We start from the raw sequence: 21,862 nt of genomic DNA, 5'->3' as shown, positions 1-21,862 counted from the left end.
TCGCTTCCCTAAATGGCTGCGCTGTACCTGTGGGAGCGGGCGTGCCCGCGAAAGGGCGCGAAGCGGCCCCAAAAAATGGCGGAATGAAATACATGGCACCCTGGCTGACAGTAGTAGGCATCGGCGAAGACGGCTTCAGTGGCCTGGGCAAGCAGGCCCGGCGCGCGCTGCTGGGCGCTGCGCGGATCTTCGGCAGCCCGCGCCAGCTGGACTTGCTGCCGCGCTGCGTGCCCGGGGAACGGCTGGGCTGGCCAAGCCCGTTTTCCCTGGGCCCGGTGCTGGCCCTGCGCGGCGAGCCAGTGTGCGTGCTGGCCAGCGGCGACCCGATGTTCTTCGGTGTCGGCGCCAGCTTGGCGCGGCAGGTGCCTGCCAGTGAGATGCGTGTGCTGTCGATGCCCTCCTCCTGCGCCCTGGCCGCCGCCCGCCTGGGCTGGCCGCTGCAGGAGGTGCAGGTGGTGTCGCTGGTGGCCCGGCCACTGTCGGCGCTCAATGCCCACCTGCACAGCGGTGTGCGCCTGTTGGTGCTGAGCAACGATGGCTACAGCCCGGCGGCCATTGCCGCGCTGCTGCGCGAGCGTGGCTTCGGGCCAAGCCGCCTGCGGGTGCTGGAGCACCTGGGAGGCCAGCAAGAACGCGAACTGGCCGGCACCGCCCAGGACTGGCCGCACGCCGAGATCGCTGCGCTCAACCTGGTGGCCATCGAGTGCCTGGCCACGCCCGATGCCCCACGCCTGCACCGCCTGGCCGGGCTGCCGGACAGCGCCTTCCGGCACGATGGCCAGCTGACCAAACGCGATGTCCGCGCCATCACGCTGGCACGCCTGGCGCCTCAGCCCGGCGAACTGCTGTGGGACGTGGGCGCGGGCTGCGGGTCGATCGGCATCGAATGGATGCGCGCCCACCCGGCCTGCCGCGCCTTGGCCATCGAGGCCGATGAAGGCCGGCAAGGCTTCATCGAACACAACCGTGACGCGCTGGGTGTACCCGGCCTGCAGCTGATCTGCGGCAAGGCGCCTGCAGCACTGCAAGGCCTGGAGCAGCCTGATGCAATCTTCATTGGTGGCGGCGTCACCCGCGAAGGCGTGCTGGACCTGTGCTGGGCAAACCTGCGCCCCGGCGGGCGGCTGGTAGCCAACGCGGTGACCTTGCAAAGCGAACTGGCCCTGGCGCATTTTCGCGAACAGCACGGTGGTGAGCTGACCCGCATCCATGTCGCCCATGCCCAGCCCTTGGGCGCGTTCGACACCTGGCGCCAGGCGCTGCCGATCACCCTGCTGGAAGTGGTGAAACCCGTCGATGCGTGAAGAAACCCGCGAACAGCCCGCGCCCCTGCGCAGCGGCCTGACCACCGGCAGCTGCGCCACCGCCACCAGCCTGGCAGCCGCTCGCTTGCTGCTGATCGGCGAAAGCAGCGACGCCGTCAGCATTACCCTGCCCAAGGGCAAGGTGGTGCAGATGCGCCTGGAATTCTGCCGCCTGATTGGCGAGCGTGCCGAAGCCGGCACCCTCAAGGATGCTGGCGACGACCCGGACGTGACCCACGGTGCCCTGCTCTACAGCCAGGTGCGCTTGCTGGGCGAGCCGGGCATCCGCTTTGTCGCCGGCACCGGCGTCGGCACCGTGACCCGCCCGGGGCTGGTGCTGGCGGTGGGTGAGCCGGCCATCAATCCGGTGCCACGGCGCATGATCACTGAACACCTGCAACGCCTGGCCGACGCGTGCGGCTACCTCGGTGGTTTCGAGGTCACGGTCAATGTGCAGGGCGGCGACCAACTCGCGCTCAAGACCATGAACCCGCGCCTGGGCATCCTCGGCGGGCTGTCGATCCTTGGCACCAGCGGCATCGTGCGGCCGTTCTCCTGTGCGGCCTATATCGCCTCGATCCACCAGGGTATCGATGTAGCACACACCAACGGCTACACGCACATCGCCGCGTGCACCGGCAACGCCAGCGAAGACACCATGCGCCGGGTCTACGGGCTGCCGGAAATCGCCCTGATCGAGATGGGCGATTTTGTCGGTGCAGTGCTCAAGCACCTGCGCAAGGTGCCGGTGCCGCGCCTGACCCTGTGTGGCGGTTTCGGCAAGATCAGCAAACTGGCCGCCGGGCACATGGACCTGCACAGCCGCCACTCCAGCATCGACTTGCCGCAACTGGCCGGCTGGGCTGCCGACATTGGCGCTGACGAAACACTGCAGGCAGCCATCATCGGCGCCAACACCAGCCAGCAAGCGCTTGCACTGGCTCATGCGGCCGGCATTGCCTTGGGTGACGCAGTGTGCGCCCACGCCCTGGCCTTCGCCCGCAGCGTCGTGCCGGCGCTTGTGCAAGTGGAAGTGTTCGCCATCGACCGCCAGGGCGGCATCGTCGGCCGGGCAGGTGTGCAATGACTGCGCGCATCCTGCTACTGGGTGGTGTCACCGAAGCCCTCGCCATCGCCCGCCGGCTCGGCCCTCAGCATGTCTATAGCCTGGCCGGTATCGGTCGTGTGCCACAGGACCTGCAATGCCAGGTACGGGTCGGGGGCTTTGGCGGTGCCGAGGGCTTGGCCAACTACCTGCGCGAGGCAGGCATCACCCTGCTGATCGATGCTACCCATCCCTATGCCGCGCAGATCAGCCGCAATGCTGCCAGTGCTGCACGTAGCGCCGGCATCCCGTGCTGGGCCTTGCGCCGCCCGGCCTGGCAGGCGCAAGCGGGGGATGATTGGCGCGAAGTCGAGGACTGGGCAGGGCTGATCGAAGCACTCAAGCCGTTTCGCAGACCGCTGTTCACGTTGGGGCGTGAGCCACTACAGCATCTGGACGAGATTCCGCCGGAGCAGTTCTGGACCTTGCGGGCGCTGGAAGCGTGCCCTGGAAACGCGCGCTGCGAAGTGATTGGCGCGCGTGGGCCATTCAACATTGAAGATGAACGGGCATTGTTCCAACGCCGCAGTATCGATGTGCTGATCAGCAAGAACAGCGGCAGTGTGGCGACCGAGCCGAAGCTCGAGGTAGCGCGGGAACTTGGTCTGCCGGTGCTGATCCTCAAGCGCCCGGGGTTGCCGGATATTGACCGCGCATTCGAATCGCAGGCTGACATGGCAGCAGCACTCGACCTGCATCAACACATCTCGCAAGCACGCTAGAGATGACTGTGGGAGCGGGCAAGCCCGCGAACACCGGCGAAGCCGGTGCCATACATCGAGTCGTCTTCTGCGCGGGCACGCCCGCTCCCACAAAAGACCGTACCCGTCTTGAAACCTGTATATGACCGTTGCCCTACAGCCCTTTCGGATCTTTCTTTCAACCCCGCACGTGGCTCTGGGTCGTACTGCTGCCGTAAACTCAACTCCCCTCCCCCGGAAGGTTTCACCCATATGGAAATGCAATGGTGGATCTGGCTGGTCTTCGGCATCGCGCTGATCCTGCTCGAACTGGTCTTACCAACGTTCTTCATCCTCTGGTTCGGCATCGGTGCCGTGCTGGTCTCTCTCATCTCGCTTGCCGCCCCCAGCCTGCAACTGGACATGCAGGGCCTGCTGTGGGTCGTGCTGTCATCGGCCACCACCGCGCTGTGGTTCAACGTGTTCCGGCGCAAGCAGCCAGACGTGCGCTGGACCGCCGACAGCGTGATCGGCGAGGTGGGCTTGCTGACCGCTGGCGTTTCGGAGTTCCAGAAAGGCCGCGTGCGTTTCCAGAAGCCGATCCTTGGCAGCGAAGAATGGACCTGCATCGCCGATAGCCAGATCGCTCCCGGCGAACGGGTGCGCCTGACCGCCATCGAGGGGAACATCGCCCGCGTCATCCGGGCCTGAATCCGCACTAAAAGGAATTTCGCATCATGACCAGCCTCATCGTCGTCGGCGCCATCGCCCTGTTCGTCCTGATCACCGTGTTCAAGGGGGTACGCATCGTGCCCCAGGGCGAGGAGTGGATCGTCGAGCGCCTGGGCCGCTACCACAGCACGCTCAAGCCCGGCCTGAACATCCTCATCCCGTACATGGATGTGGTCGCCTATCGCCTGCCGACCAAAGACATCATCCTCGATGTACAGCAGCAGGAAATCATCACCCGGGACAATGCCGTCATCGTTGCCAACGCCCTGTGCTTCGCCAAGGTGGTCGACCCGCAGAAGGCCTCCTATGGCGTGCAGAACTTCTCGTTCGCCGTCACCAGCCTGACCATGACGTCGCTACGCGCCATCGTCGGCGCCATGGACCTGGACGAAGCGCTGTCCAGCCGCGAGCAGATCAAGGCACGCCTGCGCGAGGCAATGTCGGAGCAGACCGAAGACTGGGGCGTGACCGTGCGCTCGGTGGAAATCCAGGACATCAAGCCTTCGGAAAACATGCAACTGGCCATGGAGCGCCAGGCGGCGGCCGAGCGTGAGCGCAAAGCCGATGTGACCCGCGCCGAAGGCGCCAAGCAGGCCGCGATCCTTGAAGCGGAAGCTCGCCTGCAGGCCGCCAGGCTGGATGCCGAAGCGCAGATCAGCCTGGCCGAGGCTTCGGCGCGGGCGATTTCGCTGGTCAAGGAGGCCGTGGGCAACGAAACCGTGCCGGCGATGTATTTGCTGGGTGAGCGCTATGTCGGGGCCATGGAGAACCTGGCGAGCAGCAACAACGCCAAGGTGGTGGTGTTGCCGGCGGATCTGCAGGAAACCGTCCGTGGCCTGATGGGCCGCAACAAGGCTTGAGATTGCCGGGGCCGCTCTGCGGCCATTCGCGGGGCAAGCCCGCTCCCACATGACAGCGCAGTATTCGAGGCTGCGGCACTTCTGCAGGAGCGGCCTTGTGCCGCGATGGGCTGCGCAGCAGCCCCCATACCCGGCCACCTGCGTCACTTCACCGCACCCTGCCTTTTTTACCTATACTGCGCCTTACAATAGCCACCACGATTCCTGACCGGATCTCTCCATGCCCCCACGTCGGCCCATCGCCTGGATAGCCTGCCTTGCAGTGCTGTTCAACCTGCTGGCCATGCCGCTGGCCTCTGCCGCGCCCAAGGGCCCGGCCGAGCAGCTGCTGTGGGGGGCTTTCTGTTCCAGCATGGCCAACAAAGCCAAGGTCGATGTCCAGGCCCTGGCCAAGATCGACCTTGGCCCGCAAAGCGACGACAGCGCCAGCATGATGAATTGCTGGTGCTGCTCCGGCGCAGCGCCGCTGCTGGCCCTGCCCGGCTACCCGCCGCAACTGCACAACCCGCCAACACTGTTTGCCGGCCTGCTGCCGCCCCCCGCCGACTACCAACCCACGCCGCGCCAGCTCTGGCCCGCGCTAAATCCCCGTGCCTCTCCGCTGGCCTGAGTTCATCACGCTGTCTGCCTGAACCTGAACACAACGGAGATTCACCATGCTCAAGCACGCCCTCGTCATGGCCGCCCTGCTGCTGCCCGGCGCCTTTGCCAATGCCCACGAATACAGCGTGGGCGACCTGCACATCGCCCACCCCTGGTCGCTGCAGTTGCCCCCCAACGCCCCCAATGTCGCCGCGTATTTCGTGGTGCACAACAATGGCCAGGCCGATGACCGCCTGCTGAGCGTCGACAGCCCCATCAGCGATGACGCGCAACTGCACGAGCATGCCATGAGCGCCAGCGGCGCCATGAAAATGCAACAAGTGCCCAGCGTGGTGGTGCCTGCCGGCAAGGACCTGACCTTCGCCCCCAGCGCCTACCACGTGATGCTGATGCAGCCAAAAGACCGCAGCCTGCTCAGCGACGGCAAGCGCTTCCCGTTGACCCTGCATTTCGAAAAGGCCGGCGACATTACAGTCGAAGTGGCCGTGCAGAAGCAGGCGCCAGCGGACCAGCCGCAAGCCCACGAACACGCGCACTGACACCTGCTGACAGGCACTCGCCATGAGCCTGCCGCGCAACAGCATCAGCCGTACCACCCGCCCTGACCGCAGGCGCGCCGGTGGCGGATGGCTGAGCCTGTTCGCCATGTGGATGATTTTCATCGGCCCGCTGATTTCCCAGTCGATGCCGATGGACCACCACGCCGGTATGAGCATGCCGATGGACATGCCGATGGCGGCTGCCCATGAGCATGGCGGCGACGCCCATCACGGCCACGGCGGCGATGGCCAGCTGCATGTGATGTGGGAAAAGTGCGGTTATTGCACCCTGTTGTTCAACTGCCCGGCCCTGCCCCAGGCCCTCAGCCCGCTCAGCGCCGGCAGCGTCGCCCCCACCACCCACCTGCTTGCACCAACGCACCAAGGCCATGCCCGGCAGGCTGTATTCCCCGGTGCGCGCAGCCGCGCCCCGCCTTCCTCGATCAGCGTCTGAACCCACATTTTGTGCACGAAGCCAGGAGGCTTCGCGCTAATTCATGACTGATCGACTGGAATCATTATGTCCGGCTGCACCCCTGTTTTCGCCTTGTCCCTGCGTGGGACCCTCGCCGTCGTGTGCGGCTCGTTGCTCGCGCCCGTGGCCCTGGCCGCCGACCCTGGCCATGAAGGCCATGGGCACGATGCTCCCGAGCTGAGCCCCACGGTGATAACTGCCGTGGCCCCAAGTTCGCCACTGACCGTGGTCACCAACCCGAAAGACCCGCGCCAGCCAGTGCCGGCCAGCGACGGCGCCGACTACCTGAAGACCATCCCAGGCTTTTCGGCGATCCGTGCAGGCGGCACCAACGGCGACCCGGTGTTGCGCGGCATGTTTGGCTCGCGCCTGAACATCCTCACCAACGGCGGCCTGATGCTGGGCGCTTGCCCCAACCGCATGGACGCCCCCACCTCCTACATTTCACCGGAAACCTACGACCGCCTGACCGTGATCAAGGGCCCGCAAAGCGTGATCTGGGGGCCGGGCGGCTCGGCAGGCACCATCCTCTTCGAACGTGAACCGGAAAAGTTCGGCACCCTCGGCAGCCGCGTAAACGCCAGCCTGCTGGCAGGTTCCAATGGCCGCTTCGACAAGGTGCTGGACGCCGCCGCCGGCAACAGCCAGGCCTACGCCCGCTTCGTCGGCAACCAGTCACGGTCGGATGACTACCACGACGGCAACGACGACACCGTGCCGTCACGCTGGGAAAAATGGAACGGCGATATTGCCCTCGGCTGGACGCCCGACCAGGACACCCTGCTGGAGCTCACCGCCGGCAAGGGCGATGGCGAGGCCCGCTATGCCGGGCGCGGCATGGACGGCTCGCAGTTCAAGCGTGAAAGCCTGGGCCTGCGGTTTGAAAAGTCCAACCTCGGCGAAGTGCTCGACAAGGTCGAGGCGCAGGTTTACTACAACTACGCCGATCATGTGATGGACAACTACAGCCTGCGTACCCCGTCCGGCAGCGGCATGATGGGCATGCCGATGGTCAGCAACGTCGATCGCCGCACCCTGGGTGCACGCATAAAGGCCACCTGGCGCTGGGCCGATGTGCAGCTGATCAGCGGCATCGACGCGCAAACCAACGAACATCGCCAACGTGGCGGCATGGGTGTGGACGCACACAAGGGCCAGGCCTGGACCAAGGACGCCGACTTCCACAACTACGGCGCCTTCAGCGAACTGACCTGGTACGTCAGCGGTGAGGACCGTTTGATCACCGGTGCCCGCCTGGACCGTGCCTCGGCCCGCGACTTCCGCCAAGGCAGCGCCACCGAAGGCGATACCCGCGCCGACACCCTGCCCAGCGGTTTTATCCGCTACGAGCACGATCTGGCAGCCATCCCGGCCACCACCTACATCGGCCTCGGCCATGCCCAGCGCTTCCCCGACTACTGGGAGCTGTTCTCGCCAAAGCTGGCGCCACCCGGTTCGGCTAATGCCTTCGACGGCATCAAGCCAGAGAAAACCACCCAGCTCGACTTCGGCATCCAGTACCGCACCGAACGCCTTGAAGCCTGGGCTTCGGGTTATGTGGGGCAGATCCGCGACTACATCCTGTTCGACTACCGCACCGGCATGATGGGCATGAGCACTTCCCAGGCACAGAACATCGACGCCCGCATCATGGGTGGCGAACTGGGTGCGGCCTACCAACTGACGGAAAACTGGAAGGCCGACGGCACGCTGGCCTATGCGTGGGGCAAGAACAGCAGTGACGGCAAAGCGTTACCGCAAATGCCGCCCCTGGAAAGCCGCCTGGGCCTGACCTACAGCCGCGATGTATGGAGCGTCGGCGCACTGTGGCGGCTGGTGGCTGCGCAGAACCGCATCGCCGAGAACCAGGGCAACGTGGTCGGCAAGGACTATGACAAGAGCGCCGGCTTTGGCGTGTTCTCCCTGAACGGCGCCTACAAGGTGAACAACAACCTCAAGCTCAGCGCAGGGGTCGACAACCTGTTCGACAAAACCTACGCCGAGCACTTGAACCTGGCCGGGAACGCCGGGTTCGGCTACCCGGCTACAGACCCACAGCCGGTCAACGAGCCAGGCAGGACCTTCTGGACCAAGGTCGATTTCAGCTTCTGACAACAACCACGGGCGCAGCTTCGGTTGCGCCCCTCTGCTGGTCAAACAGGAGGTTCCCATGAGAGGAACACGCACCAATTTCTATAACCTGGCCTGGCGTTGGCACTTTTATGCGGGGCTGTTCGTGGCCCCGTTCATGATCCTGTTGGCGATTACCGGGATCATCTACCTGTTCAAGCCGCAGCTCGACCCGCTGCTGTACAGCGACCTGATGGTGGTCGAAGCCGGCCACCATCGGCAGGGCGCCGATGCGATGCTGGCCGAAGTGCGCCAGGCCTACCCCGAAGGCCACGTCGGCCAGTACCTGCCCCCGCTGAACGCCGAGCGCAGTGCGCAGTTCGTGGTGCATGACGGCGGGCGCGAACTGAACGTGTTCGTTGACCCGTACAGTGGCAAGATCCTCGGCGAGCAGGACGGCAAGCAGAACCTGCAGGCCATCGCCCGCGCCCTGCATGGCGAGCTGATGGTCGGCACGGTCGGTGACCGCCTGGTGGAACTGGCCGCAGGCTGGGGCATCGTGCTGGTGGTGTCGGGCCTGTACTTGTGGTGGCCACGCGGGCGCAATGGCGCTGGCGTGCTGTGGCCACGGCTGTCGGCACGCGGCCGGCTGTTCTGGCGCGACCTGCACGCGGTAACAGGCTTTTGGGGTTCGGCCCTGCTGTTGCTGATGCTGGTCAGCGGCATGACCTGGACCGGCCTATGGGGCAAGCAGTACGCCGATTTGTGGAACCGCTTCCCGGCGGCCATGTGGAACGACGTGCCAAAGTCGGACCAGCAGGCAGGCGAACTGAACAACGCACACCGCCAGACCGTGCCCTGGGCAATGGAAAACACACCGATGCCGCAGTCCGGCGCACACGCCGAGCACGCTGGGCACCACATGATGTCGGACAAGCCCGCAGCACCCCAGGTGAGCGTGCAGCAGGTCGAAGACATCGCCACCTCGCGCCAGGTCGAGCCTGGCTACAGCATCACCCTGCCGACTACGGCAGACGGCGTGTTCACCATTGCCGTGTTCGCCGACGACCCGCGCAACGACGCTACCCTGCATGTCGACCAGTACACCGGCAAGGTCCTGGCCGATGTGCGCTGGCAAGACTACAGCCCGGTCGCCCGCGCCACCGAGATGGGCGTAATGCTGCACGAGGGCAAGATGTTCGGGGCGTTCAACCAGATCATCATCCTGGGGGTGTGCCTGATGATTCTGCTCGGTTCGGTGAGCGGGCTGGTGATGTGGTGGAAGCGCCGGCCTGAAGGCGGGCTGGGCGTGCCACCGCTGCGCCATGACCTGCCGCGCTGGAAGGCGGCGGTGGGCGTGATGCTGGTGCTGGGGGTGATGTTCCCGTTGGTGGGGGTGTCGATGGTGGTGATGTGGGTGGTGGACAGCCTGGTGGTGCGCCGCCGCCGGGAGCTGGCCAGCGCCTGACCCCTGCATAACCTGCACTGGCCTCTTCGCGGGCTTGCCCGCTCCCACAGGATCTCTGCCGCCCTCAGGCGTGGCGCGATACCTGTGGGAGCGGGCATGCCCGCGAAGAGGCCGGTGAAGGTCTCGAACTTTTCCTGCGAAAGCACGGCTGCCATCTGAAGATCGTGTCGATCTGTCGCGATCTCGAATTGGAACGCTCGTGTTAGCCTAGCCGGCGACTTTCAAGGGAATGCAGCTTATGACCGCAATTTCACCCAAACCACAAGAAGAGCAGCACCTGCAACGCAACCTGACCAACCGCCATATCCAGCTGATCGCCATCGGCGGCGCAATCGGGACCGGCCTGTTCATGGGCTCGGGCAAAACCATCAGCCTGGCGGGCCCGTCGATCATCTTCGTCTACATGATCATCGGCTTCATGCTGTTCTTCGTCATGCGCGCCATGGGCGAACTGCTGCTGTCGAACCTGAACTACAAATCGTTCATCGACTTCTCGGCCGACCTGCTCGGCCCCTGGGCGGGTTACTTCACCGGCTGGACTTACTGGTTCTGCTGGGTGGTCACCGGTATCGCCGACGTGGTCGCCATCGCAGCCTATACACAATTCTGGTTCCCCGACCTGCCGCAGTGGATACCGGCGCTGACCTGCGTAGGGCTGCTGCTGTCGCTGAACCTGGTGACGGTAAAAATGTTCGGCGAGATGGAATTCTGGTTCGCCCTGGTCAAGATCATCGCCATCCTCGGCCTGGTCGCTACCGGCCTGTACATGGTCATCACCGGCTTCACCTCGCCCAGCGGGCGCACTGCACAGCTGGCCAACCTGTGGAATGACGGCGGCATGTTCCCCCATGGCCTGATGGGCTTCTTCGCCGGGTTCCAGATTGCCGTGTTCGCCTTCGTCGGCATCGAGCTGGTGGGTACCACCGCCGCCGAAGCCAAGAACCCGGAACGCACCCTGCCGCGGGCGATCAACTCGATCCCGATCCGCATCATCGTGTTCTACGTGCTGGCGCTGATCGCGATCATGGCCGTGACCCCATGGCGCGACGTGGTACCGGGCAAGAGCCCGTTCGTGGAGCTGTTCGTGCTGGCTGGCCTGCCTGCGGCGGCCAGCATCATCAACTTCGTGGTGCTGACCTCGGCGGCCTCGTCGGCCAACAGTGGCGTGTTCTCCACCAGCCGCATGCTCTACGGCCTGTCGCAAGAAGGTGACGCGCCCAAGGCATTCGAAAAACTGTCGAGCCGTTCGGTGCCGGCCAACGGCCTGTATTTCTCGTGCACCTGCCTGCTGCTGGGCGCGGTGCTGATCTATCTGGTGCCAAACGTGGTCGAGGCGTTCACCCTGGTGACCACGGTTTCGGCGGTGCTGTTCATGTTCGTCTGGACGCTGATCCTGCTGTCGTACCTGAAGTACCGCAAGAACCGCGCGGCGCTGCACCAGGCGTCGAAGTACAAGATGCCGGGCGGGCGCTTCATGTGCTTCGTGTGTTTGGCGTTCTTCGCCTTCATTCTGGTGTTGCTGAGCCTGGAGGCGGATACGCGCTCGGCGTTGGTGGTAACGCCGATCTGGTTCGTGCTGCTGGCGGTGACGTATCAGTTTGTACGCAGCAGGCGCCATCCGCGTTCGGCTGTGCGTAACGGCTGATGGCCTAGGGGGCTGCTTTGCAGCCCATCGCGACACAAGGCCGCTCCCACACGCCGTCAGATGTGGGAGCGGCCTTGTGTCGCGATGGGCCGCACAGCGGCCCCAATCCTGTGCACATCGATGTCCCAGGCACCAACCTGGACCTCGCAAACGCCCCAACACCTCGCACAACCCCTCTATCACGCCCCTTGCGCCACTAGGCACACCCCTTGCAACGCCCTCCCCGCTTGGCCAAAACCAAAAAAACTCAGCGGAGAGAGCACATGAAGCGTCGCAGTCTGATCAAGGCCTTTACCCTCAGCGCATCGATTGCGGCGATGGGCCTGAGCTGGAGTATCCAGGCCGCCGAGACCATCAAGGTTGGCATCCTGCATTCGCTGTCGGGGACCATGGCCATTTCCGAGACCTCGCTCAAGGACATGGCGCTGATGACCATCGACGAGATCAACGCCAAAGGCGGGGTCAACGGCAAGATGCTCGAACCGGTGGTGGTCGACCCGGCCTCCAACTGGCCGCTGTTCGCCGAAAAGAGCCGCCAGCTGCTGACCCAGGACAAGGTCGCCGTGGTGTTCGGCTGCTGGACCTCGGTGTCGCGCAAGTCGGTGCTGCCGGTGTTCGAAGAACTCAACGGCCTGCTGTTCTACCCGGTGCAGTACGAGGGCGAGGAGATGTCGCCGAATGTGTTCTACACCGGCGCCGCCCCCAACCAGCAGGCTATTCCAGCCGTTGAATACCTGATGAGCGAAGATGGCGGCAGCGCCAAGCGCTTCTTCCTGCTGGGCACCGACTACGTCTACCCGCGCACCACCAACAAGATCCTGCGGGCCTTCCTGCACAGCAAAGGCGTGGCCGACAAGGACATCGAAGAGGTGTACACCCCGTTCGGCCACGCCGACTACCAGACCATCGTTGCCAACATCAAGAAGTTCTCCGCCGGCGGCAAGACCGCGGTCATCTCCACGGTCAACGGCGACTCCAACGTGCCGTTCTACAAGGAACTGGCCAACCAGGGCCTGAAGGCCACCGACGTACCGGTGGTGGCGTTCTCGGTGGGCGAAGAAGAACTGCGCGGTATCGACACCAAACCGCTGGTGGGCCACCTGGCTGCCTGGAACTACTTCGAGTCGGTGGATAACCCGGTGAACCAGAAATTCGTCGCCGACTGGAAGGCCTACGCCAAGGCCAAGGGCCTGCCAGGCGCTGACAAGGCGGTGACCAACGACCCGATGGAAGCCACCTACGTGGGCATCCACATGTGGGCGCAGGCCGCCGAGAAGGCCAAGTCCACCGATGTCGACAAAGTGCGTGAAGCACTGGCCGGGCAGAGCTTCAAGGCGCCGTCGGGCTTTACCCTGACCATGGACAAGACCAACCACCACCTGCACAAACCGGTAATGATCGGCGAGATCCAGGATGACGGGCAGTTCAGTGTGGTGTGGGAAACCGAGCAGCCGCTGCGGGCGCAGCCTTGGAGCCCGTTCATTCCAGGCAATGACAAACGACCTGACTACGCAGTGAAAGGTAACTGAGTGCACTGGGGCCGCTATGCGGCCCATTCGCGGGCTTGCCCGCTCCCACAGGTATTTCACTGCCCTCTGGACCAGTGAAATACCTGTGGGAGCGGGCAAGCCCGCGAAGAATCCACCACTGTATTCCAGGATTGCCCGCATGCTCAGAATGCTGCTCACCCTGCTTCTGCTACTCCCCATGGCCACCCAGGCCAGCGAGGGCGAATTCTTCCTCACTGCCAAGCCCGCCGAGCAGGCTCGCCTGCTCGAAAGCTGGGCGGCGCAACCCGATGCCGCGCGCGTGCCGCTGCTGGACAACCTGCGCCAGGGCCGCATTGGCACTGACGACACCCGCAAGGTACGCCTGAACAACCGCCTGCGCGGCCTGATCGACAACGCCCTGGCCAGCCACCAGTTGCTGAGCGACAACAGCGAAACGCGCCTGGCCGCCGCCCAACAACTGCAAAAAAGCGCACAACCCGCGCAAATGGCCTTCCTCGACCGGCGCTTCGCCAGCGAGCCGGATGCCGCCGTACACGCCGCCATCGGCCTGGCCCTGGCCAACCTGCAACTGGGCGCCAGCGAACCGGCAGTACGCCTGGCCGCCGTGCGCCTGTTGGGCGAAACCGGTGACCCGGTGGCCCGCACCCGCCTTGAAGCGCTGCTGCAACCCGACGCAGAAGCCGACCCGGGCGTGCGTACTGCTGCCGAGACCAGCCTGGCCCAGGTCAAGCGCAAGCTGCTGGTGGGCGAACTGCTCGGCCAGGCGTTCAGTGGCCTGTCGCTGGGCTCGATCCTGCTGCTGGCGGCACTGGGCCTTGCGATCACCTTCGGCCTGCTCGGGGTGATCAACATGGCCCACGGCGAGATGCTGATGCTCGGCGCCTACAGCACCTACATGGTCCAGGTGCTGGTGCAGCGCTACGCCCCGGGCGCTATCGAGTTCTACCCGCTGATTGCCCTGCCGGTAGCCTTCGCGGTCAGTGCCGGCGTGGGCATGGCGCTGGAGCGCACGGTCATTCGCCACCTTTACGGCCGCCCATTGGAAACCTTGCTGGCCACCTGGGGCATCAGCCTGATCCTGATTCAGGCCATCCGCCTGCTGTTCGGCGCGCAAAACGTCGAGGTCAGCAACCCGGCGTGGCTGTCGGGCGGTATCCAGCTGCTGCCTAACCTGGTACTGCCCTACAACCGCCTGGTCATCATCGGCTTCGCCCTCGCCGTGGTGCTGCTCACCTGGCTGCTGCTCAACCGTACGCGGCTGGGCCTGAACGTGCGCGCGGTCACCCAGAACCGCAACATGGCCGCCTGCTGCGGCGTGTCCACCGGGCGCGTCGACATGCTCGCCTTCGGCTTGGGCTCTGGCATCGCCGGGCTCGGCGGCGTGGCACTGAGCCAGGTCGGCAACGTCGGCCCGGACCTGGGCCAGAGCTACATCATCGACTCGTTCCTGGTGGTGGTGCTGGGTGGCGTCGGGCAACTGGCCGGGAGCCTCTGGGCCGCATTCGGCCTTGGCATCGCCAACAAATTGCTGGAGCCGCAGATCGGTGCCGTGCTCGGCAAGATCCTCATCCTTGCGTTGATCATTCTGTTCATCCAGAAGCGCCCGCAAGGCCTGTTCGCCCTCAAGGGACGGGTAATCGACTGATGAACCAGCCACTGCTTGTCACCGCTACGCAAAAGGCCGGGCCACGCCTGACCCTGGCCATCGGCGCCATCGGCGCCATCGTCGTCCTGTTGTTGCTGGCCCTGCCGCTGCTGTCCCTGCTGCCGGCGGATCACGTGCTACAGGTATCGGCCTACACCCTGACCCTGGTCGGCAAGATCCTCTGCTACGCCATCGTCGCCCTGGCCCTGGACCTGGTCTGGGGCTATGCCGGCCTGCTGTCGCTGGGTCACGGCCTGTTCTTCGCCTTGGGCGGCTACGCCATGGGCATGTACCTGATGCGCCAGGCGGCCGGTGATGGCCTGCCGGGGTTCATGACCTTCCTGTCATGGACCGAGCTGCCATGGTACTGGGCCGGTACCCAGCATTTCGCCTGGGCGCTGTGCCTGGTGGTGCTGGCGCCTGGGCTGCTGGCACTGGTGTTCGGCTGGTTCGCCTTCCGCTCGCGGATCAAGGGCGTGTACTTCTCGATCATGACCCAGGCCCTGACCTTCGCCGGCATGTTGCTGTTCTTCCGCAACGAAACCGGCTTTGGCGGCAACAACGGTTTCACCAGCTTCCGCACCATCCTGGGCTTCGACATTGCCGCCCAAGGGACCCGCGCGGTGCTGTTCCTGCTCACCGTCGGCCTGCTGCTGGCCAGCCTGTACCTGTGCTGGCGCCTGACCCGCAGCAAGTTCGGCCGCCTGCTCACCGCCGTGCGCGACGCCGAGAACCGCCTGATGTTCTGCGGTTACGACCCGCGCGGCTTCAAGTTGCTGGTGTGGGTGCTAAGCGCCGTACTCTGCGGCCTGGCGGGCGCGTTGTATGTGCCGCAGGTGGGCATCATCAACCCCAGCGAAATGTCGCCGACCAACTCCATCGAAGCCGCCGTGTGGGTGGCCTTGGGCGGGCGCGGCACGCTGATCGGCCCGCTGCTCGGCGCCGGCCTGGTCAATGGCATGAAGAGCTGGTTCACCGTGGCCTTCCCGGAGTTCTGGCTGTTCTTCCTGGGCGCGCTGTTCATCCTCGTCACCCTGTACCTGCCCAAGGGCGTGGTCGGCTTGTTGAAAAAAAGGAGTCAGCCATGAGAGGCGTGCCCCCTGCTCACCCCGAATTCATGCTTGAACCGGTCTTCGACAACCTCGGGGCCGGCCGCGATGCCATTGGCCTGGGCAGCCGCCGCGAGGCGGGCCTGGACACCCGCCACGGCACGGTGCTGAGCCTGGAGGACATCAGCGTCAGCTTCGATGGTTTCAAGGCGCTCAACGGGCTGAACCTGTACATCGGCGTGGGCGAGCTGCGCTGCATCATCGGCCCCAACGGTGCCGGCAAGACCACGATGATGGACGTGATCACCGGCAAGACCCGCCCGGACACCGGTAGCGCCTTCTTTGGCGACACCCTCGACCTGGCGCGCATGAGCGAGTACCAGATCGCCCAGGCAGGTATTGGTCGCAAGTTCCAGAAGCCCACGGTGTTCGAGGCGTTGACGGTATACCAGAACCTGGAGCTGGCGCTGAAGACCGACAAGTCGGTATGGGCCAGCCTGGCGGCGCGCCTGGGCAGTGAGCCGCGCCAGCGCATCGAAGAAGTGCTGACCACCTTGCGCCTGCTGCCCCTGGCCCAGCGCCAGGCCGGCTTGCTGTCACACGGGCAAAAGCAGTTTCTGGAGATTGGCATGCTGCTGGTGCAGGAGCCGCAATTGCTGCTGCTGGATGAGCCGGTGGCCGGCATGACCGATGCCGAGACCGAATTTACCGCCGAGCTGTTCAAAGGCCTGGCTGGCAAGCATTCGCTGATGGTGGTGGAGCATGACATGGGCTTTGTGGGGAGCATTGCCGATCATGTGACCGTGCTGCACCAGGGCAGCGTGCTGGCAGAAGGGTCGCTGGAGCAGGTGCAGGCGGATGAGCGGGTGGTCGAGGTGTATCTGGGCCGATGATTCAAGCAGCCTGCACCGGCCCTTTCGCGGGACAAGCCCGCTCCCACAGGGAAATCACTCATTCCAAAACTGTGGTGAACCTGTGGGAGCGGGCTTGTCCCGCGAAAGGGCCGGTGCAGCCACAACAAAAACACCAAGGACATGACATGCTGAAAATCGACACCCTGCACCAATACTACGGCGGCAGCCACATCCTGCGTGGCCTGTCGTTCGAAGCCAAGGTCGGCGAAGTCACCTGCCTGCTGGGCCGCAACGGCGTGGGCAAGACCACCCTGCTGCGCTGCCTGATGGGCCTGGTACCCGCCCGTGACGGCAGCATCGAATGGGAGGGCAAGCCCATTACCCGCCTCAAGCCCCAGCAACGGGTGCAGGCCGGCATCGCCTACGTGCCCCAAGGCCGCGAAATTTTCCCGCGTCTCACCGTCGAGGAAAACCTGCTGATGGGGCTGTCACGCTTCCCGGCCCGTGAGGCGCGCGAAGTCCCCGCGTTCATCTACGAACTGTTCCCGGTGCTGGAACAAATGAAACAGCGCCGTGGCGGCGACCTCTCTGGCGGCCAGCAGCAACAGCTGGCAATCGGCCGCGCCCTGGCCAGCCGCCCACGGCTGCTGATTCTCGACGAGCCGACCGAGGGCATCCAGCCCTCGGTAATCAAGGAAATCGGTGCCGTCATCCGCCGCCTGGCCGAGCGCGGCGACATGGCGATCCTGCTGGTGGAGCAGTTCTACGACTTTGCCGAGGAACTGGCCGACCAGTACCTGGTCATGGCCCGTGGCGAGATCGTGCAGCACGGCCGCGGCGAAAACATGCAAGCCGAAGGTGTGCGTGGCCTGGTAACCATTTAATCTGCAAGCAACGACCCTGCGAGACCCTGTCATGAGTTACCAAATCCGCGACGCCCTGCCCACCGACGTGCCGGGCATCCTCGACATCTATAACGACGCAGTGCGCAATACCACGGCGATCTGGAACGAAACCCCGGTGGACCTCGGCAACCGTCAGGCCTGGTTTGAAGCACGGGCGCAGCAGGGGTATCCGATACTGGTGGCGGTGGACGACAGTGGCGTGCTCGGTTATGCCTCGTTTGGCGACTGGCGGCCGTTCGAGGGCTTTCGCAACACCGTGGAGCACTCGGTGTATATCCGCGGCGACCAGCGTGGCAAAGGGCTGGGGCCGGTATTGATGGCAGCGCTGGTCGAGCGTGCGCGCGGGTGCGGCAAGCATGTGATGGTGGCAGCCATCGAGAGTGGCAACGCGGCGTCGGTGCGCCTGCATGAGCGGCTGGGCTTCGTGGTGACCGGGCAGATGCCGCAGGTGGGGGTGAAATTTGGCCGCTGGCTGGACCTGACCTTCATGCAACTGGTGCTGAACCCCGGAACCGAACCGACCTGAAATTGATGCCGGCTGAACCAGCCTCTTCGCGGGGCAAGCCCGCTCCCACAGATACCCCACTCGCTTGAGATTCAGCGGAGTACCTGTGGGAGCGGGCTTGTCCCGCGAAGAGGCTGGTGCAGGCAAACACACTCATATCTGGGTAAACCTGCCCAGCCGCTGGCGCAGCATGCTGTTTTCGCTGCGCAACTGCTGCACTTCCTGCAACAGCTCCAGCGCCAACGCCACCCCTTCCCACTCAAGCTCCAGCTCCTGGTGCAACTTCACCGCGCGTTTGGCTAACAACGGCGCCTGATCGTCGAACAACCAGTCCTCAGGCGTTCGCCCGGAGGGTTCGACAATGCCGTGTTCGACGATTTCGATCACGCAGTCAGCCGTGACATCGGCTTCCTGACACAGGGTACGCATGTCCAGTTGAACGATCAGGGTGCTGCTCATGATCACTTACTCCATTGTGTCCTCGGGTTGAACGCCGCTTTCTCGGAAAGCTTCGTCCACAATTCGCGGGCAGCCTCATCGGAGGTCGGCGGCATGACCACTTTCAGTTGCGCGTATAGGTTGCCGCGCTCACCGCGCTTGTTCGCCAGGCCTTTGCCCGGCACGCGCAGGCGCTGACCGCTCTGGCTGTCGGGGCGGATGGTGAGGTTGATCTTGCCTTCCAGGGTCGGCACCGCCACCTTGGTGCCCAGGGCCGCTTCCCACGGTGCCAGCGGCACGGTAATGATCAGGTCATGGCCTTCGACATCGAACAGCGGGTGCGGTGCCATGCGGATGGTCAGGAACAGGTCGCCATTGGCCGCACCACCGCTGCCCGGCGCGCCCTGGCCCTTGAGGCGGATACGCTCGCCGTCGGTAACACCGGCCGGAATCTTCACGTTCAGGGTCTTGGTAGTGAAGCCGGTGCGTTGGCCCATGGCATTGGTTTGCGGCACCTGGAAGCTGATCTGCTTGGACTCCTTGCTCAGGGTCTCTTCAAGAAATACTGCCAGTTCCAGCTCCACATCCTGCCCTCGCCTGCCGGCACTGCGTTGCTGCTGCCGGGCGCCACCAAAGGGGTTGCCACCCCGCCCACCGAAGACCGAGCTGAAGAAGTCGGAGAAGTCGCCGCCCTCGAAGCCGCCGCCACCGCCGCGGCTCTCCCAGCCCGGTGGTGCCTGGAACGGTCGGCCATGTTGGCCGCCATACTTGCGAATTTCGTCGAACTCGGCACGTTTCTGCGCGTCGCCCAGCACTTCATAGGCCTCGTTGGCCTCTTTGAACTTGTCCTCGGCGTCGCGCTCCTTGCTGACATCGGGGTGATACTTGCGCGCCAGCTTGCGGTACGCGGCCTTGATCGCCTTTTCGTCCGCCGTGGGCTCTACGCCGAGTATCTTGTAATAGTCTTTGAAGTCCATTTGTGGATCACCAATGTGAATGTGCGTGTTGCAACAGAAGATAGGGGTCAAGCATAGCCTTTCAAGACCGACTTGGGTTTGCCTCAAGGCAGACGACTGGTCTTGATTCTGTAGCCAACTGGCATACACTGCGCGGCCGTTTTGCCTCCGGAAGCCCATTTCCCATGTCTGACGTATCCCCGGCCCGCGCCCTGGGCATCGACTTTGGCACCTCCAACTCCACGGTCGGCTGGCACCGCCCTGGCGTGGAGTCGCTGATTGCCCTGGAAGACGGCAAGATCACCTTGCCCTCGGTGGTGTTCTTCAATATCGAAGAGCGGCGCCCGGTGTATGGCCGCCTGGCACTGCACGAATACCTGGAAGGCTACGAAGGCCGCCTGATGCGCTCGCTGAAGAGCCTGCTGGGCTCCAAGCTGATCAAGCACGACACCAGCGTGCTGGGCAGCGCCCTGCCGTTCAAGGACCTGCTGGGCATGTTCATCGGCGAGCTGAAAAAGCGCGCCGAAACCGCCGCTGGCCGCGAGTTCGACCAGGTGGTTCTGGGCCGCCCGGTGTTCTTCGTCGACGAAGACCCGGCTGCCGACCAGGAAGCCGAGGACACCCTGGCCGACGTGGCGCGCAAGATCGGCTTCAAGGATGTGTCGTTCCAGTACGAGCCGATTGCCGCGGCCTTCGACTACGAGTCGGGCATCAGCCGTGAAGAACTGGTACTGATCGTCGACATCGGCGGCGGTACTTCGGACTTCACCCTGATCCGCCTGTCGCCCGAGCGCCACCTGGTCGCAGAGCGCCAAAGCGATATTCTCGCCACCGGCGGCGTGCACATCGGCGGTACCGACTTCGACAAGCAGCTAAGCCTGCAGGGCGTGATGCCGCTGTTCGGCTACGGTAGCCGCATGAAGAGCGGCGCACTGATGCCCACCAGCTACCACCTCAACCTGGCCACCTGGCACACCATCAACGCCCTGTACTCGCAGAAGTCGCAGTTGGCGCTGAGCAGCATGCGCTATGACATCGAGGACAGTTTCGGCATCGACCGCCTGTTCAAACTGATCGAGCAGCGCGCCGGGCACTGGCTGGCGATGGAAGTGGAAGCCAGCAAGATCGAGCTGACCGAACAGGACAGCCGCCACATCGACCTGCGCCGTGTCGAGCCCGAGCTGACTGCGCAGCTGACCCGAGCGTTGTTCGAAGACGCCATCGAAGGCCTGCTTGAGCGCGTACGCGGCAGCGTGACCGAACTGCTGGCCAAGGCTGGCGTGAGCGAGAGCCAGGTAGACACGGTGTTCTTCACGGGCGGCTCCAGCGGCATTCCGGCGCTGCGCAACAGTGTGTCTGCGATGTTGCCGAATGCGCGGCATGTGGAAGGCAACATCTTTGGCAGCATTGGTAGCGGGCTGGCCATCGAGGCCCGCAAGCGTTACGGCGCAGCCTGAGCTATTTTGGGGCCGCAACGCGGCCCCGACAATCTGTTAGACCAGCTGTTCGCGCTTAAGCTCACTCTTGAGGTAGGCATAGTATATCGGCCCCGCCACCACCCCCGGCAGCCCGAACGCCGCCTCGAACACAAGCATCGCCAGCAGCAGTTCCCATGCCTTGGCACTGATCTGCCCGCCAACAATCCGCGCGTTGAGGAAGTACTCGACCTTGTGGATAACGATCAGGTAACCCAGCGCCGCCGCCGCCACCCAGATCGACAACGACAAGCCGACGATGGTGATCAGGGTATTGGACATCAGGTTGCCGATCACCGGCAGCAAGCCCAGCAGGAAGGTCAGCACGATCAGTGTCTTGGTCAGCGGCAGGTGCACGCCGAACAGCGGCATCACCACCGCCAGGAAGATGCCGGTAAAGGCCGTGTTGAGCAGCGAGATCTTGATCTGCGCGAACACGATGTTGCGAAACGCCTTCACCAGCAGGTTCAGGCGCTCAAACAGCGCTGCCGCCAGGGGCTTGCGCCGGGAAACATCGGGAATACGCTGCAGGGCGATGATGGCGCCGAGAATCATGCCGATCAGCAGCGTCACGAACATGTGCGCCATGCCTTTGCCCACCAGCTGCAAATCGCTCAGGTGGCTTTTTATCCAGTCGCCGATGGCGACCTTGAACTCTGCGGCACTGGCGGGCAGGTAGCCCTCGATGAAGGGCGGCAGCTGACCGCGGGCACGCTCGACAAGGGCCATGAACTTGTCCAGCGAGGCGCCGGGGTTTTCCGCCTCGTGCAGCAAAAAGCTGAAGGCACCGGCAATGAGCAGCGTCAAGGTAATGACCACCAGCGTGCCAAGCAGCGCCACGGCCAGCCAGCGCGCACGCTGGCCGGCCAGCAGCGGCTGAAGGCGCGGGGTCAGCATGTTGACCAGTTCGAACACCAGCAGGCCAGCCAGCAGGCTGGGCAACAACTTAAGGGGCAAAGCCAGCAGCAGGCCGGCCATGACGATGAACAGGCTGGCCAGGGTGATCTGACGGGGGGTAAAGGTCATACAGCCTCGACGGCAGA

General features: G+C 64.4%; 21 protein-coding genes. 18 read left to right on the top strand and 3 right to left on the bottom strand.

Annotation, left to right across the window (positions count from 1 at the left end; genetic code table 11):
• The first annotated feature begins 92 nt into the window (after positions 1–92).
• From cbiE to J3A71_RS02730, 17 genes are all read left to right on the top strand, one after another.
• Positions 93–1,304: a precorrin-6y C5,15-methyltransferase (decarboxylating) subunit CbiE gene (gene cbiE / locus J3A71_RS02810; RefSeq protein WP_102667840.1), complete on the top strand. Its 1,212-nt coding sequence runs from the start codon at positions 93–95 to the stop codon at positions 1,302–1,304.
• Positions 1,297–2,391 carry a cobalt-precorrin-5B (C(1))-methyltransferase gene (locus J3A71_RS02805; protein WP_016489389.1) on the top strand — a complete coding sequence of 365 codons (1,095 nt, stop codon included), beginning with the start codon at positions 1,297–1,299 and terminating at the stop codon, positions 2,389–2,391. The genes cbiE and J3A71_RS02805 overlap by 8 nt, the downstream gene beginning before the upstream one ends.
• Positions 2,388–3,131 (top strand): cobalt-precorrin-6A reductase, encoded by a 744-nt coding sequence (locus tag J3A71_RS02800; protein WP_016489390.1) that lies wholly within the window; start codon positions 2,388–2,390, stop codon positions 3,129–3,131. The genes J3A71_RS02805 and J3A71_RS02800 overlap by 4 nt, the downstream gene beginning before the upstream one ends.
• Before the next feature lie 231 nt (positions 3,132–3,362).
• Positions 3,363–3,800 carry an NfeD family protein gene (locus tag J3A71_RS02795; RefSeq protein ID WP_016489391.1) on the top strand — a complete coding sequence of 146 codons (438 nt, stop codon included), beginning with the start codon at positions 3,363–3,365 and terminating at the stop codon, positions 3,798–3,800.
• 26 nt (positions 3,801–3,826) lie between these two features.
• A complete protein-coding gene (locus tag J3A71_RS02790; protein WP_016489392.1) occupies positions 3,827–4,681 on the top strand; it encodes an SPFH domain-containing protein in 855 nt (284 codons plus the stop codon).
• Between the two features lie 220 nt (positions 4,682–4,901).
• Positions 4,902–5,291, top strand: a complete 390-nt coding sequence (locus J3A71_RS02785) for a DUF2946 domain-containing protein (RefSeq protein ID WP_060518567.1) — start codon at positions 4,902–4,904, stop codon at positions 5,289–5,291.
• Between the two features lie 46 nt (positions 5,292–5,337).
• Complete coding sequence (locus tag J3A71_RS02780; RefSeq protein WP_016489394.1) at positions 5,338–5,823, top strand: copper chaperone PCu(A)C; 486 nt, start codon at positions 5,338–5,340, stop codon at positions 5,821–5,823.
• A gap of 22 nt (positions 5,824–5,845) precedes the next feature.
• On the top strand, positions 5,846–6,277 hold the full coding sequence (locus J3A71_RS02775; protein ID WP_096426831.1) for a DUF2946 domain-containing protein: 432 nt from the start codon (positions 5,846–5,848) through the stop codon (positions 6,275–6,277).
• A 66-nt stretch (positions 6,278–6,343) separates the two neighbouring features.
• A complete protein-coding gene (locus tag J3A71_RS02770; protein ID WP_096426832.1) occupies positions 6,344–8,410 on the top strand; it encodes a TonB-dependent copper receptor in 2,067 nt (688 codons plus the stop codon).
• A gap of 58 nt (positions 8,411–8,468) precedes the next feature.
• Entirely contained in the window at positions 8,469–9,836 is a 1,368-nt protein-coding gene (locus J3A71_RS02765; RefSeq protein ID WP_096426833.1) for a PepSY domain-containing protein, read from the top strand.
• Between the two features lie 238 nt (positions 9,837–10,074).
• On the top strand, positions 10,075–11,481 hold the full coding sequence (cycA, locus tag J3A71_RS02760) for a D-serine/D-alanine/glycine transporter (protein ID WP_016489398.1): 1,407 nt from the start codon (positions 10,075–10,077) through the stop codon (positions 11,479–11,481).
• A 263-nt stretch (positions 11,482–11,744) separates the two neighbouring features.
• Complete coding sequence (urtA, locus tag J3A71_RS02755) at positions 11,745–13,010, top strand: urea ABC transporter substrate-binding protein (RefSeq protein WP_016395201.1); 1,266 nt, start codon at positions 11,745–11,747, stop codon at positions 13,008–13,010.
• Between the two features lie 178 nt (positions 13,011–13,188).
• Positions 13,189–14,637, top strand: a complete 1,449-nt coding sequence (urtB, locus tag J3A71_RS02750) for an urea ABC transporter permease subunit UrtB (RefSeq protein WP_231995347.1) — start codon at positions 13,189–13,191, stop codon at positions 14,635–14,637.
• Positions 14,637–15,725, top strand: a complete 1,089-nt coding sequence (urtC, locus tag J3A71_RS02745) for an urea ABC transporter permease subunit UrtC (protein ID WP_096426835.1) — start codon at positions 14,637–14,639, stop codon at positions 15,723–15,725. The genes urtB and urtC overlap by 1 nt, the downstream gene beginning before the upstream one ends.
• Positions 15,722–16,579: an urea ABC transporter ATP-binding protein UrtD gene (gene urtD / locus J3A71_RS02740; protein WP_096426836.1), complete on the top strand. Its 858-nt coding sequence runs from the start codon at positions 15,722–15,724 to the stop codon at positions 16,577–16,579. The genes urtC and urtD overlap by 4 nt, the downstream gene beginning before the upstream one ends.
• A 146-nt stretch (positions 16,580–16,725) precedes the next feature.
• On the top strand, positions 16,726–17,424 hold the full coding sequence (gene urtE / locus J3A71_RS02735) for an urea ABC transporter ATP-binding subunit UrtE (RefSeq protein ID WP_023046921.1): 699 nt from the start codon (positions 16,726–16,728) through the stop codon (positions 17,422–17,424).
• Positions 17,425–17,455: 31 nt separating this feature from the next.
• The gene (locus tag J3A71_RS02730; RefSeq protein ID WP_016489403.1) at positions 17,456–17,971 is read left to right on the top strand and encodes a GNAT family N-acetyltransferase; all 516 of its coding nucleotides are present in this window, start codon (positions 17,456–17,458) and stop codon (positions 17,969–17,971) included.
• Between the two features lie 132 nt (positions 17,972–18,103).
• On the opposite strand, the gene J3A71_RS02725 is transcribed toward J3A71_RS02730, so the two are convergent.
• Both J3A71_RS02725 and cbpA read right to left on the bottom strand, forming a co-directional pair.
• Complete coding sequence (locus J3A71_RS02725) at positions 18,104–18,409, bottom strand: chaperone modulator CbpM (protein ID WP_016489404.1); 306 nt, start codon at positions 18,407–18,409, stop codon at positions 18,104–18,106.
• 2 nt (positions 18,410–18,411) lie between these two features.
• Positions 18,412–19,365 (bottom strand): curved DNA-binding protein, encoded by a 954-nt coding sequence (cbpA, locus tag J3A71_RS02720; RefSeq protein ID WP_016489405.1) that lies wholly within the window; start codon positions 19,363–19,365, stop codon positions 18,412–18,414.
• A gap of 164 nt (positions 19,366–19,529) precedes the next feature.
• Here cbpA and J3A71_RS02715 point away from each other — a divergent pair, with 164 nt between their 5' ends.
• Positions 19,530–20,801 (top strand): Hsp70 family protein, encoded by a 1,272-nt coding sequence (locus J3A71_RS02715; protein WP_023046920.1) that lies wholly within the window; start codon positions 19,530–19,532, stop codon positions 20,799–20,801.
• 36 nt (positions 20,802–20,837) lie between these two features.
• Here J3A71_RS02715 and J3A71_RS02710 read toward each other — a convergent pair whose 3' ends face one another.
• Complete coding sequence (locus J3A71_RS02710) at positions 20,838–21,845, bottom strand: hypothetical protein (RefSeq protein WP_096426838.1); 1,008 nt, start codon at positions 21,843–21,845, stop codon at positions 20,838–20,840.
• Positions 21,846–21,862 lie beyond the last annotated feature (17 nt).

The sequence above is a fragment of the Pseudomonas sp. PvP089 genome (assembly GCF_017875165.1).
Taxonomy (GTDB): domain Bacteria; phylum Pseudomonadota; class Gammaproteobacteria; order Pseudomonadales; family Pseudomonadaceae; genus Aquipseudomonas; species Aquipseudomonas fortuita.
The sequence above is the reverse complement of the archived record's forward strand: the minus strand, read 5'-3'. Positions and strand labels throughout refer to the sequence as shown.

Coding starts and splice junctions, on each gene's coding strand:
- J3A71_RS02765 (WP_096426833.1), top strand. CDS start 8,469: ATGAGAGGAACACGCACCAATTTCTATAACCTGGCCTGGCGTTGGCAC.
- J3A71_RS02785 (WP_060518567.1), top strand. CDS start 4,902: ATGCCCCCACGTCGGCCCATCGCCTGGATAGCCTGCCTTGCAGTGCTG.
- J3A71_RS02780 (WP_016489394.1), top strand. CDS start 5,338: ATGCTCAAGCACGCCCTCGTCATGGCCGCCCTGCTGCTGCCCGGCGCC.
- J3A71_RS02775 (WP_096426831.1), top strand. CDS start 5,846: ATGAGCCTGCCGCGCAACAGCATCAGCCGTACCACCCGCCCTGACCGC.
- J3A71_RS02710 (WP_096426838.1), bottom strand. CDS start 21,845: ATGACCTTTACCCCCCGTCAGATCACCCTGGCCAGCCTGTTCATCGTC.
- J3A71_RS02730 (WP_016489403.1), top strand. CDS start 17,456: ATGAGTTACCAAATCCGCGACGCCCTGCCCACCGACGTGCCGGGCATC.
- urtC (WP_096426835.1), top strand. CDS start 14,637: ATGAACCAGCCACTGCTTGTCACCGCTACGCAAAAGGCCGGGCCACGC.
- J3A71_RS02770 (WP_096426832.1), top strand. CDS start 6,344: ATGTCCGGCTGCACCCCTGTTTTCGCCTTGTCCCTGCGTGGGACCCTC.
- cycA (WP_016489398.1), top strand. CDS start 10,075: ATGACCGCAATTTCACCCAAACCACAAGAAGAGCAGCACCTGCAACGC.
- urtE (WP_023046921.1), top strand. CDS start 16,726: ATGCTGAAAATCGACACCCTGCACCAATACTACGGCGGCAGCCACATC.
- J3A71_RS02800 (WP_016489390.1), top strand. CDS start 2,388: ATGACTGCGCGCATCCTGCTACTGGGTGGTGTCACCGAAGCCCTCGCC.
- J3A71_RS02795 (WP_016489391.1), top strand. CDS start 3,363: ATGGAAATGCAATGGTGGATCTGGCTGGTCTTCGGCATCGCGCTGATC.
- J3A71_RS02715 (WP_023046920.1), top strand. CDS start 19,530: ATGTCTGACGTATCCCCGGCCCGCGCCCTGGGCATCGACTTTGGCACC.
- urtA (WP_016395201.1), top strand. CDS start 11,745: ATGAAGCGTCGCAGTCTGATCAAGGCCTTTACCCTCAGCGCATCGATT.
- J3A71_RS02805 (WP_016489389.1), top strand. CDS start 1,297: ATGCGTGAAGAAACCCGCGAACAGCCCGCGCCCCTGCGCAGCGGCCTG.
- urtD (WP_096426836.1), top strand. CDS start 15,722: ATGAGAGGCGTGCCCCCTGCTCACCCCGAATTCATGCTTGAACCGGTC.
- J3A71_RS02790 (WP_016489392.1), top strand. CDS start 3,827: ATGACCAGCCTCATCGTCGTCGGCGCCATCGCCCTGTTCGTCCTGATC.
- J3A71_RS02725 (WP_016489404.1), bottom strand. CDS start 18,409: ATGAGCAGCACCCTGATCGTTCAACTGGACATGCGTACCCTGTGTCAG.
- urtB (WP_231995347.1), top strand. CDS start 13,189: ATGGCCACCCAGGCCAGCGAGGGCGAATTCTTCCTCACTGCCAAGCCC.
- cbiE (WP_102667840.1), top strand. CDS start 93: ATGGCACCCTGGCTGACAGTAGTAGGCATCGGCGAAGACGGCTTCAGT.
- cbpA (WP_016489405.1), bottom strand. CDS start 19,365: ATGGACTTCAAAGACTATTACAAGATACTCGGCGTAGAGCCCACGGCG.